The sequence below is a fragment of the Hydrotalea sandarakina genome, from assembly GCF_003254115.1.
Taxonomy (GTDB): domain Bacteria; phylum Bacteroidota; class Bacteroidia; order Chitinophagales; family Chitinophagaceae; genus Hydrotalea; species Hydrotalea sandarakina.
The window spans coordinates 214,901-227,352 of sequence record NZ_QKZV01000003.1 but is presented as its reverse complement, the minus strand read 5'-3'; the positions used below and the strand labels follow the sequence as shown (position 1 = coordinate 227,352).

Here is a 12,452-nt window from a genome sequence, read left to right as displayed (position 1 = left end):
TGGTTGGTTAATTAAAATTGGTACTTTTTAAATATTTTAAAGCATTTTTTTCATTTTCCAGGTCATTTGACGGAATGAAATACCTGCAATGCTTTTTTTAACGAATGAAAATGCCTATGAAATTAAATTCTGCTGCTGAGTAAACCCAAATGAAGGAATTTTTTAACAAAAATTGATGTAGTATGAAGTTTGTGATTTTGAATTTATTGGTGTGTGTTTTTTTTACTTTTCAGGTAAAAGGCCAGGATAGTACGGCAAATGATCCCGTAAAACCATTAAAAACAATAACAGGAATAGCAAGTTTTTACAGTTCAAACTTGCAAGGAACTGAAACTGCTACCGGTGAAATATATGAACATAAAAAATTAACTGCCGCCAGCAACAATTTTAAACTGAATACCTGGGTAAAAGTTACCAATCTTCGGAATCACAAATCAGTAATTGTGCGGATTAATGACCGGATGAACAAGCGGATGTCTAAAAAGGGCAGAGTGATTGATTTGAGTAGAATTGCTGCCAAAAAGCTACAGTTTATGAAGATGGGTTTGGTAAAAGTAAAGGTAGAAGAATTACCCAATGAACCTTCGGGTGAAGAGGTTGTGAATATTAACTGAATATTAAAATAGCAAAAATTTTATTAAAATTCAATAACCCCTTTATTTTTGCTATAATAAAATTAACATTATGAAGAAAACCCTACTACTTTTAATCAGTATTGGCGGTATGCTATCTGTTTTCGCGCAGGATGCAACTCAGCTGATAAAAAGGCCTTCATTGAGTATCAACTTCTTCCTGAAGGATTTCGCAACCCCCGAGTTAATTAGCAGCAGTTCCATTACTACTGTTTTTGAAAACAAGCAATGGACGAAAATGAAAGACATGGCGCCCGGCTTAAATGTGCAGTATTTCCAAGGTCTCACTGATCATTTAGATTTCATGGCAGGATTAGGCGGTTCATTCTTAAAATACCCCTTCCTTTACAAAAGTGGCGTTCAAACTCCTGTTCAGGATAAATTTTTATTGGAAGCCGATGCCAATGTAAATCTGAAGTTATTGACTGATAAGTACTTCATGGTACCGTATTTATCAGCCGGTATTGGTGCCTCTATGTATGCAGGAACTTATTTTGGTGCTTATATTCCTGTTGGAACCGGATTGCAGTTCAATTTAGGTGAAGGTAATTTCATCAATTTGCAGTACTCCTATCATCTAGGCGTATCTGATTTAACCAACTATAATTTTCAATATAGTTTAGGTTTTGCATCACCAATTGCACCCGGAAAAAAAGAAGTGAAATTGGCACCAACGCCTCCACCACCGGTAAAAGAAACGCCAAAAGATACTGATGGTGATGGTATTCCCGACGATAAAGATCAGTGCCCAAATGTGCCGGGTGTTGCCAAATACAATGGTTGTCCTGTACCCGATACAGATGGCGATGGTATTAATGATGAAAATGATAAATGTCCAACTGTACCTGGTTTGGCTAAATACAATGGTTGTCCTGTACCCGATACCGATGGTGATGGTATTAATGATGAAGAAGATAAATGCCCTACAGTTGCCGGTGTAGCTCGTTACCAAGGATGTCCTGTACCTGATACAGATGGTGATGGTATTAATGATGAAGAAGATAAATGTCCAAATGTATTTGGCGTTAAGGAAAACTTTGGCTGTCCTGTTATAAAAGAAGAAGTAATTGTAAAGGTGAATACAATTGCTAAAAATATTTTCTTCTCAACAGGCAGTGCTCAATTAATTGCAAACTCCTACAAGCCTTTGGGTGAAATGGTAAAAATTTTACAAGACGATCCAAATTTGAAATTAGATGTAGAAGGTTATACCGATAATGTAGGAAGTGAAGCAGTAAATCAGGCATTAAGTGAAAAACGTGCTTATGCGGTTATGCAATACTTTATTTCAAAAGGAATAAACGCAGATCGCTTACATGCAGCCGGTTACGGTTCAAGCAAACCCATTGCGGACAATAAAACTGCTAAGGGTAGAGCTATGAATAGAAGAGTTGAATTAAAGCTGCGCTATTATTAACAGCAACTTAAATTTTCAGCAATATCAAAAACCCCTAACTAAAAAAGTAAGGGGTTTTTTGTTTCCCCTTACTTTTTTTATGTGGCTGCGGTTATATACTATTTGGATGCTTGAAATGATTATTTATACATTAACTCATAGTATTCATGTGCCATTCTATTACTATCAAATTGGAAGCGAACATCTCGCATTCCATTTTTCATAATTTGGCGCCAGGTTTCAAAATTGTTATAGTATAATGGAACAATTTGTTGCTCTAAAATTTCATACATTTTATTTAAGTCGTAATTATCCTGGTCATGAACACTTAAGTTTTCATAATCGGCCTTCGGTACAACAAAACCATTATTACCATGATTCACAAACTCCGGAATCCATCCATCATCTGTTGAAAAATTAACTGCTCCGTTCATGGCAGCCGTCATACCACTTGTTCCTGAAGCTTCTCTTGGTACCCTTGGATTGTTTAGCCAAACATCTGCTGCTTGTTTTAAACGTTTGCTAAGTGTAAGCTCATACCCAATTAGTACGGCTACATTTTTATAATTCTTACTTAAGTGCACTAAATTGTTGAATTGGCTGATAGCCGGATAATCAACAGGGTAGGGCTTACCGGCCCAAATTATTTGAACAGGTTTTGATGGGTTGTTAATTAATTTTTCAAATCGTTCTAAGTTTTGCGTTAAGAAATCTGCACGTTTATAGCCTGCAAATCTTCTTGCCCAAACTATAGTTAATACATTTGGATCGAATAACTTTCCGGTTTGGTCAGCAACAATTTCAAAAGCCCTTCTTTTTAAATAATTTTTTCTATCGTCAAAAGCCAGGTCGTTACCTTCCTCCATGGCTTTGTACAATTGTTTATCAGCCCAATAACGCCAGTTTTGTGCATTAGTAATGTGAATGATTTCACAGATGCCATCATAATGACTCCACATTTTTCTACTTACTTCTCCGTGTAAACGACTAACGCCATTGGCTTTACGTGCAAAGCGAAGAGCAGCTAGTGAGTGATTAAACAAATCATCCTGAATGCCGGTTAATTTCCTCACTTCATCAATGCTGATACCACTGAAGTAACTCATTTTCTGGCACAAGTAAATATCGTGTTTTTCATTGCCGGCTTCTTCGGGAGTATGAGTGGTAAACACCAAGTGTTCTTTTACTTTTTCAACACTTTTAAACTTATTCAATAAATAAAATGCAGCGGAAACTCCATGTGCTTCATTTAAATGATATACATCCGGATTAAAGCCTATTTCATCAATTAATTTAGCACCGCCAATGCCCAACAACATAAATTGAGCAATTTTGGTTGATACATTAGCATCGTAAAGCCTATGCGATATTGTTTGTGAAACATAATCATTCTCCGGTAAATCAGTAGTTAATAAAAATAAAGGCGCTGTTTTAAATGTTTCCGGATTTAAATACATGGCTTTTACCCAAACCGGATGGTCATGAATAATAATTTGGAATTTTATACCTGTATCTTCTAAAAATGAATAAATTTTTTCCATCCATGTGGGCTGCAAAGTTTGGTCTTGGTTGCGTGTTTGGTCGTAATAACCGTATTTCCATAAAATACCAATACCTATCATGTTTTGCCGCAACTCGTAAGCGCTTCTTAAATGTGAGCCTGCTAAAAATCCTAAACCACCACTGTAAATTTTTAAAGGTTGGTGTATCGCAAATTCCATTGAAAAGTAGGCGGCGCGCTTATTGTATTGTTCACTAACTGCATATGGCACCTGAAAGCTTCGAAAGTTCATACGTTGTTTTTTCTTGGTTGGTTATTTGAATTGGGAATGCAATTTAACTGTTTTATTTAAAATGTATTTTTTACACATTGTTTTGTTATGAAAGTTGAAGCTATGTTAATTGTTTGAAAGTTGCGGTATAAAATTGTAAAAATTATGAACTGCAAACGTTTGTAGTGTTTATTCTATAAAAGTTATAGAATAGTAGCGTTATTTCTTTTTTGCTGCTTTATGTTTTTTTTGTAAGGGATAAGTGTCATCAAAATAGCATTGAATACCTCTTTTATTGCCGCATTTACCATTTTCTTTAAATGTAACTTCATTGTTTTTGAAAATAAATTCAATGCCGCAAGGTTCACCTATTTCTTTGTAAACCCCTTTTTCTTCATTAATCATTTTTAATGTGCCTTTTAATTCACCTGTGCAATTGTCACTGTTTTCAAAGTGTATGAAAAAATGGTAAAGTTTAGGTGTTTTGCCATCTCGAATGGCAATAAAATTTTTACTATTCTTTACGTAGTTACCACTCAATTTATTTTTTTGTGGTAATGTGTCTATAGGATTAATAATGGTATTGTTTTTTACTGTATTCTCATTCCCATCACTCATGGCTATCATAAATGTGTTACCGTTATTGTAAACCCAGCCATTTCGGGTGTACAATAGTTTTTTGTCAGAGCTGTATTTTTCTCGGCTAATTAAAAAAGTGGGTTCTTTATTAATGTAAACATTATGAAAATATCCATCATTATTTTTCATGGTTACCAATTCTTTCGCTGCCATGAATTGATTCTTTTCATTAAACACATATACAACCAAATGGGTATTATTTTTTATGGTGAAATTGGCTAATAAGTATTTTTCTTTTGCCTTTTGAATACTTCCAACCGGATGTACAACAGCTTTTTTATTGAAGCTGTAGGGAATTACTGAACTGTCCGGAATAAATTGTTCCATTGCTTTTAAGCCAATAGAGGTTGTGTCGGAAAATGAATTAATATTAGTATCAGCAATTGTTACGGGTAAATTAATAGGAGGAAATGCCGCAAAAAAATCATTGCTATTAATGGGTTTTGAACCACTGAAATCTTTTTTTTGTTGCTGACAACAAATAAAAAAAATAACAAATGTAATTCCCAATAATTGTTGCAGTTTTTTCATGTTGTTAATTTCGAAGTTTAAAAATAACAATTATCATTTAAGTTTAATTGTTTTGCCATATTGAAACAGTTAAATTTGTGTGGAATATTTATGAATAAAATAATACAACACAGTAGCGAGGCATCTTTAAGCGAGGTTCATGAAAGTGTAGATACTACAAAGCAACCTAAAAAGGGATGGCGCAGAATTTTAGCATATATTGGCCCGGCTTACTTGGTTAGTGTTGGATATATGGATCCCGGAAACTGGGCTACCGACTTACAAGGTGGTGCACAATTTGGCTATACACTTATTTGGGTATTGCTAATGAGTAATTTAATGGCTTTATTATTGCAAAGTTTAAGTGCACGGTTAGGTATTGTAAGAAGAAAAGATTTAGCGCAAGCTAACCGCGAAGTATATCCCAAATTTATTAATTTTAGTTTGTATGTTTTGGCGGAAATTGCCATTGCTGCTTGTGATTTGGCAGAAGTTTTAGGAATGGCTTTGGGTATTAATTTACTTACCGGCTTGCCTTTAATTTGGGGAGTATGTATTACGGTATTCGACACTTTAATTTTGCTTTTATTACAGAATTTTGGTATTAGAAAGTTAGAGGCTTTTATTATTGCATTGGTATTAATTATCGGTGGTTCTTTTTTGGTGGAAATACTTTTGGCAAAACCTGTTTTAAGTGATGTTGTTAGGGGGTTTGTTCCACATCATTTAAGTAGTGGTGCACTTTATATTGCCGTAGGAATTATTGGGGCTACCGTTATGCCACATAACTTATACTTACACTCTGCTTTGGTACAAACGCGCAAAATAAGTACCGATGAAGAAGGGCTAAAACGTGCTATAAAATACAATAATATTGATAGCGCTGTGGCATTGAATGCAGCTTTTTTTGTAAACACAGCCATTTTAGTTTTAGCTGCTTCTGTTTTCTTTACTACGGGAAATACAGATGTGGCTAAAATTGAAGATGCCCATAGATTACTGGAACCTTTATTGGGTACAAAATTAGCACCGCTTTTATTTGCTATTGCTTTAATTGCTGCAGGGCAAAGCTCAACTATTACAGGTACTTACGCAGGGCAAATTGTAATGGAGGGCTATATTAATATTCGTATAGACCCTTGGTTGCGTAGACTTATTACTCGTTTACTAGCCATTATCCCTGCTGTGTTTACTATTTTGGTTTATGGTGATGACAGAATAGACGCATTGTTAATTTTAAGTCAGGTAGTATTAAGTGTACAACTTGGTTTTGCCATGGTGCCACTTATTCATTTTGTAAGCGATAAGGCTACCATGGGAAAATTTGCCATTGGGTTACCCCTAAAGCTTGTTTCATGGCTTGTTGCCCTTATTCTAATTTATTTGAATGTAAAAATGGTGGTAGAGCAGGCCGCTGAGTTATATGCCGAACCCGGAAATTTAGGTTGGAAAATTGTTGTTGCCATTGCAGCTGTTTTTTTCACCTGGCTATTTTTAACCACCACTTTTTTACCTTTAGTAGTGCGGCATCGAATGCACAAAATATTTAAAATGCATGGCGAAATTCCGCAACTTCAAACCTTACCTGTGAAAGAAAATAAAAGAATTGCCATAGCTCTTGGTTTTTCCAATAAAGATGAAAAACTCATTTCTTATGCATTGGCACAAGGCAATGAAAATACCGAGTATATTCTTATTCACATAGTAGAAAGTGTGTCCTCAATTTTTTCCGGAAAAATGAGTGATGATGATGAAACACGACGCGACCAAGAGCGATTAAACAAATATGCTGAACAATTAACACAAATGGGGCATAGTGCTATTACTGTATTAGGTTTTAATCACCGAAAGCGAGCTATTGTGAAAATTGTAGAAGAATACGAAGCTGATTTATTGGTAATGGGCGCCCATCAACACAGGGGCATTAAAGATTATTTATTTGGTGAAACCATTGAAACTGTAAGGCATCGCGTTAAAATTCCGGTGTTAGTAGTGAACATTTAGTGGCATGAAATAAATAGGGTAGAAGTTGTAAATACTAAAGTTCAATAAAATGCCAAAAACCCTACTTTTGTATCCCTTAAATAAATCAATTGTTATATGAAAGAAAAAATTAAAGTAGCTAATCCCGTTGTGGAACTGGATGGTGATGAAATGACCCGCATTATTTGGAAATACATTAAAGATAAGTTGATATTACCTTATATAGATGTAGATATTCAATACTTTGATTTAGGTATTGAGCACCGCGATGCCACTAACGACCAAGTTACCATAGATGCCGCCAATGCCATAAAAAAAGTAGGTGTTGGTATTAAGTGTGCTACTATTACGCCCGATGAAGCAAGAGTAAAAGAGTTTAACCTGAAACAAATGTGGAAAAGCCCCAATGGCACAATCCGAAATATTTTAGATGGTACTGTTTTTCGTGAACCAATTGTTTGTCAAAACGTACCTCGTTTAGTTCCTAACTGGACAGCACCTATTTGCATTGGTCGTCATGCATTCGGCGATCAATATCGTGCAACCGATTTTGTTACAAAAGGTAAAGGTAAACTTACCATAAAGTTTGAGGGTGAAGATGGTAATATTCAAGAATTTGAGGTGTATAATTTTAAAGGTGACGGTGTAGCATTGGCTATGTACAATACCGATGAAAGTATTCGTGGGTTTGCTCATGCTTGCTTTAATCAAGCTTTGAATAAAAAATGGCCATTGTACTTATCAACCAAAAATACCATCTTAAAAAAATACGATGGTCGCTTTAAAGATATTTTCGAGGAAATTTATCAAAATGAATTTAAAGCCAAATTCGAAGCAGCAGGCATTACTTATGAACATCGCTTAATTGATGATATGGTTGCCTCAGCTTTAAAATGGAATGGTAATTTTGTTTGGGCTTGTAAAAACTATGATGGTGATGTACAAAGCGATACCGTTGCACAAGGCTTTGGTTCATTAGGTTTAATGACATCAACATTAATTACACCTGACGGAAAAGTTATGGAAGCTGAAGCTGCACATGGTACTGTAACACGCCATTATCGTGAATACCAAAAAGGTAATCCTACTTCAACCAACCCCATTGCTTCCATTTTTGCATGGACTCGTGGTTTGGAATTTAGAGGCAAATTAGATAACAATGAAGCACTTATTCATTTTTGTCACGCTTTAGAAGCGGTTTGTATTGAAACCGTAGAAAGCGGAAAAATGACCAAAGACTTGGCCGTTTGTATTTATGGCAATAAAGTAAAACATGGCGAACATTATTTGTATACTGAAGAGTTTTTAGAAACTTTAAATACTAATTTGCAAGCCAAACTTGCTCAATAAATTTTTCTTAAACCATTTCAACAAAAAAGCAGTGCCCAATTATAAGCACTGCTTTTCTTTTATGTATTGACTTGCTTTTAGTTATTTCTGTACGCTTCAGTTATTGGTTGGCCAATACATCCACTAGGCATTTGTATTTTTAATAAAGCAGCAATGGTTGCTGAAATATCTGTCATGTAAGTTGTTCTGTTTAAGTGCCCTTTTTGAATACCCCAACCATAAAACAACAAAGGAATGTGTGTATCATAGGTATAAGCAACGCCATGACTCATTCCTGTTTTACCTGCATCCATAACACCTGATTTCATGATGATTTGTAAATCACCGCTGCGTTTTGGTGTATATCCATTTACAATCATTTCTCTAATATTTACGGGTAATGAAGCAGTAGCAGCTTTCGCTTTGTTTACTACAGTTAAAACCCTGTCATCTTTTTGTAAGTATTGAGCAATGCTTTTTTCAATGGCAGCTTGGTTTAATTGTAATGAATCAATTAAGTTGTGGTTTAAATACACATCAAATTCCCAAACGGCATTAATTAAATTGGGCTGATGAAATTGTTCTGCCAAATATTGGTTTAAAGAACGTTTAATATCCGGATCATCGGCTCTGCCACCCGGTATATTGTGTTTAGCCAAGAATTCCGGAATTTGTGCGCCTGCATGGTCGGCAGTTAAAAATACGGTGTACTGATTTTTGCCTATTGTTTTATCCAAATAATCAAAGAATTTCCCCAATGTTCTGTCTAAACGGGCATAAACATCTAACACTTCCCAACTATTTGGACCAAATGCGTGCCCGATATAATCTGTACTTGAAAAACTAACCGCTAAGAAATCGGTGGCATTCCCTTTGCCTAATTGCTCATTGGCAATGGTGGTTTCAGCTAAGTTTTCTAACAATTCATTCGCATAGGGAGTGCTGGCAATTTTGCTGTAATCTTTCCCTTTAAATTTCTCTAAGTTGTAAGGAAAACCTTTTTGGTCTTTTCCAAAAGGTTGGCTTTCATAATCATTCACATCTGCATCGCAAAGTGCCTCATAAGTGGCTTTGGGTAATAAAGGAGACCAATTCTTTTCATAATAAGTATCTACCCATTTTTTATTATTAAAAGCCGTTAACCATTCCGGTAATTGGTTCATATAATAAGTGCTTGAAATGAAATTACCGGTTTGATAGTCATACCAGTAAGCCGCATTGGCTGCATGGCCTGCGGGTAAAATGGCACCACGATCTTTGATGGATAGGCCAATTGTTTTGCTTTTAAAATTGGTGGCAAGTCGTAACTCATCAGTAATAGTAGTTACCCAAAGGTTACGAGGGCTCATTTCTCCGGCTGCTTTGGTAGTGCTTCCTACAGTGCTTACACTGGCATCATCGGTACAATAAACGGTTTTATGGGTATTGTTATCATACCAGTTATTGCCGGTTATGCCGGCAATGGTAGGTACACTACCGGTATACACACAGGTATGACCAACTGCTGTTACTGTGGGTAAATAAGGCATTAAAGTATTATCGCATGAAAAACCCTGATTTAATAGTCTTTTAAATCCACCGTTAGGCTCATAAACATTATAAAATCTATACAAATAATCCCATCTCATTTGATCTACAATAATTCCAACCACTAATTTGGGTCTGGCAATCGTTGCATCTGAAGCGTTGTTATTTGGCTTATTTTGCGCAACTGCACCTGAAATGGCTAAAATGACCATTGCAAGCGACATTAACATTTTTTTTCTATTCATAATAATTTCCGTTTAAAGGGTTAAAGATAAGCACCATAAGCTTGTTGGGTTGATTAATTTATTGTTTAAACTTCCCATTTTACATTCAAAAATCTTTTTTGGGCCATCATTTTAGCAATTTACTAATTTTGCAACCTGACTAACATATCGCTATTAACCAAGCCATTTTAACGATGGACAGGTTTTTCAATATGTAAGTAATTTTTTTATTTAAAAAACTTAATTGTGGCATGGCAGACATTTTTGAAAGATTAGTAAAGCATTACGGCCCCATTGGGCAACACCGGGAGAGAGCGCATGGTTATTTTGCCTTTCCGAAATTAGAGGGTGAGATTGGAAGTCGCATGAAATTTCGCGGTAAAGAAATGATAGTGTGGAGTTTAAATAACTATTTGGGTTTAGCCAATCATCCGGAAATTAGAAAAACGGATGCAGAAGCTGCTAAAGAATTTGGTTTAGCTGCTCCCATGGGTGCCAGAATGATGAGTGGTAACAGTAACTATCATGAACAATTGGAAAAAGAGTTGGCTGCCTTTGAGCATAAAGAAGATGCTATTTTATTGAATTATGGTTATCAGGGAATAATGAGTGCCATTGATGTGCTTTGCAGCAGACATGATGTAATTGTTTATGATGCTGAAAGCCATGCTTGTATTATTGATGGTCTTCGTTTACATACAGGGCATCGTTATGTGTACAAGCACAATGATATGGAAGATTTAGTAAAGCAATTGGAGAGAGCTACTGCTTTAATTGATAAACAAAAAGCCGGCGGTATTTTAGTTATTACAGAGGGTGTTTTTGGAATGGCCGGCGATCAGGGAAAACTAAAAGAAATTACTGCTTTAAAAAAGCAATTTGAATTTAGGTTATTGGTTGATGATGCGCATGGCTTTGGCACTTTGGGTAAAACCGGGGCAGGTGCCGGTGAAGAGCAAGGATGCCAAGATGAAATTGATCTTTATTTTTCCACATTTGCTAAATCAATGGCCTCTATTGGTGCTTTTATAGCAGGTCCTAAAGTAATTATTGATTATATACGCTACAATATTCGTTCGCAAATATTTGCCAAAAGCTTACCAATGCCTATTGTAATTGGTAATTTAAAGCGTTTGGAAATGTTAAGAAACATGCCCGAAATGAAAGCTAAATTGTGGCACAATGCTTTACAATTACAAAAAGGGCTTAAGGAAAGAGGTTTTGATATTGGTAAAACCGATTCAGTAGTAACACCTGTTTACATGAAGGGGGGCGTTGAGGAAGCAACAGCCATGGTAATGGATTTGCGTGAGAACTATCATATTTTCTGTTCAATTGTAGTATATCCGGTAATTCCGAAGGGACATATTATTTACCGATTAATTCCTACTGCAGTGCATACTGATGCAGATATTCAAGAAACATTGCATGCATTTAGTGAAACAAAAGCAAAATTAGATGCAGGTGCATATAAGGTAGATGCTATTCCTGATATGGCTGAAGTGCATTAATCTTATTCGTTATTAATAAAAAAACTGCCGCATCAAAATATTTGAGCGGCAGTTTTTTGTTGGGGGTAGTAAATGGTTATAATGATTTCAATAACATATTAGCACCGCGGACATAATCATCATTTTTTGCTTCTGTAGCCAATTGCACGCATTTTTCAGCATCGGCTTTCGCACTGGCTTTATCGCCTAAAGCTTTTTCAATTTTAGCTTTCAATAAAAACATATAGTAGGCTTTAGGATTATTATCAGTTGCTTTGGTTACGTTGGTTAATGCTTTGTTGTAGTCTTTGGCAATATCGTAATAAAAATTTGCAGCAGTAAAATACAAGTTAGGATTTACATTGTCGGCCGAAAGTGCTTTTTCAAATTGAGCATTTAACCTACTTACAATGTGCGTAATAATGGGCACTTTTACATCAACATTTCCCCACATTAAATGTAATTCACAACTTTCGGGTTGAATGTTGGTGAATTGCATGGTAAAAGTTTCCATTGATTCTTTAGTAGTTTCGGCCGGAACATTGAATCGAAATAAATCATCATTCGCACTGTAATCAGTTCCCCAATTTTTTGAATCTTTATTAATAATGATGGTCCATTCTTTTTTTCCCGGTATAGTGAAAATGGCATATGTACCTGAATCAAGTCGGTTACCTGCTAAGTCAATTTGGTCTGTAACTTTTAATTTAGTGGAAGCATTAGCCCCGGTACGCCAAACCTTTCCAAGTGGTGCCAATTCACTATTATCTTTAAAAACAGATCTTCCTCTTAAGTTAGGCCTGGAGTAGGTTAATTCAAGTTTACCCATGCCAAAGTCCTGCGTAATGGTTTCAGTTGGGCTGGCAGCCGGAACTTTAATTTGAGCAAATCCTAATTGCATGGTTAATAATGCAATGGATGCAAATACTATTTTTTTCATATTACAGCGT

General features: G+C 35.6%; 9 protein-coding genes. 5 read left to right on the top strand and 4 right to left on the bottom strand.

Annotation, left to right across the window (positions count from 1 at the left end):
* The first annotated feature begins 182 nt into the window (after positions 1-182).
* Both LX80_RS06165 and LX80_RS06160 read left to right on the top strand, forming a co-directional pair.
* The gene (locus LX80_RS06165; protein ID WP_111294325.1) at positions 183-614 is read left to right on the top strand and encodes a septal ring lytic transglycosylase RlpA family protein; all 432 of its coding nucleotides are present in this window, start codon (positions 183-185) and stop codon (positions 612-614) included.
* Between the two features lie 70 nt (positions 615-684).
* On the top strand, positions 685-2,049 hold the full coding sequence (locus LX80_RS06160; RefSeq protein WP_111294323.1) for an OmpA family protein: 1,365 nt from the start codon (positions 685-687) through the stop codon (positions 2,047-2,049).
* A 119-nt stretch (positions 2,050-2,168) separates the two neighbouring features.
* On the opposite strand, the gene glgP is transcribed toward LX80_RS06160, so the two are convergent.
* Both glgP and LX80_RS06150 read right to left on the bottom strand, forming a co-directional pair.
* Positions 2,169-3,821, bottom strand: coding sequence for an alpha-glucan family phosphorylase (gene glgP, locus LX80_RS06155; RefSeq protein ID WP_111294321.1), 1,653 nt, complete (start codon positions 3,819-3,821; stop codon positions 2,169-2,171).
* 198 nt (positions 3,822-4,019) lie between these two features.
* The gene (locus LX80_RS06150) at positions 4,020-4,970 is read right to left on the bottom strand and encodes a hypothetical protein (protein ID WP_111294319.1); all 951 of its coding nucleotides are present in this window, start codon (positions 4,968-4,970) and stop codon (positions 4,020-4,022) included.
* Positions 4,971-5,060: 90 nt separating this feature from the next.
* Between LX80_RS06150 and LX80_RS06145 the strand changes: the two genes are divergently transcribed.
* The gene (locus LX80_RS06145; protein ID WP_111294317.1) at positions 5,061-6,953 is read left to right on the top strand and encodes an Nramp family divalent metal transporter; all 1,893 of its coding nucleotides are present in this window, start codon (positions 5,061-5,063) and stop codon (positions 6,951-6,953) included.
* Between the two features lie 96 nt (positions 6,954-7,049).
* Positions 7,050-8,282, top strand: coding sequence for an NADP-dependent isocitrate dehydrogenase (locus LX80_RS06140; RefSeq protein WP_111294315.1), 1,233 nt, complete (start codon positions 7,050-7,052; stop codon positions 8,280-8,282).
* Positions 8,283-8,359: 77 nt separating this feature from the next.
* Here the strand turns inward: LX80_RS06140 and pafA are convergent, their stop codons facing one another.
* On the bottom strand, positions 8,360-10,033 hold the full coding sequence (pafA, locus tag LX80_RS06135) for an alkaline phosphatase PafA (RefSeq protein ID WP_111294313.1): 1,674 nt from the start codon (positions 10,031-10,033) through the stop codon (positions 8,360-8,362).
* A gap of 230 nt (positions 10,034-10,263) precedes the next feature.
* Between pafA and LX80_RS06130 the strand changes: the two genes are divergently transcribed.
* A complete protein-coding gene (locus LX80_RS06130; protein WP_111294311.1) occupies positions 10,264-11,523 on the top strand; it encodes an aminotransferase class I/II-fold pyridoxal phosphate-dependent enzyme in 1,260 nt (419 codons plus the stop codon).
* A gap of 76 nt (positions 11,524-11,599) precedes the next feature.
* Here LX80_RS06130 and LX80_RS06125 read toward each other — a convergent pair whose 3' ends face one another.
* A complete protein-coding gene (locus LX80_RS06125; RefSeq protein ID WP_111294309.1) occupies positions 11,600-12,442 on the bottom strand; it encodes a DUF2911 domain-containing protein in 843 nt (280 codons plus the stop codon).
* Positions 12,443-12,452 lie beyond the last annotated feature (10 nt).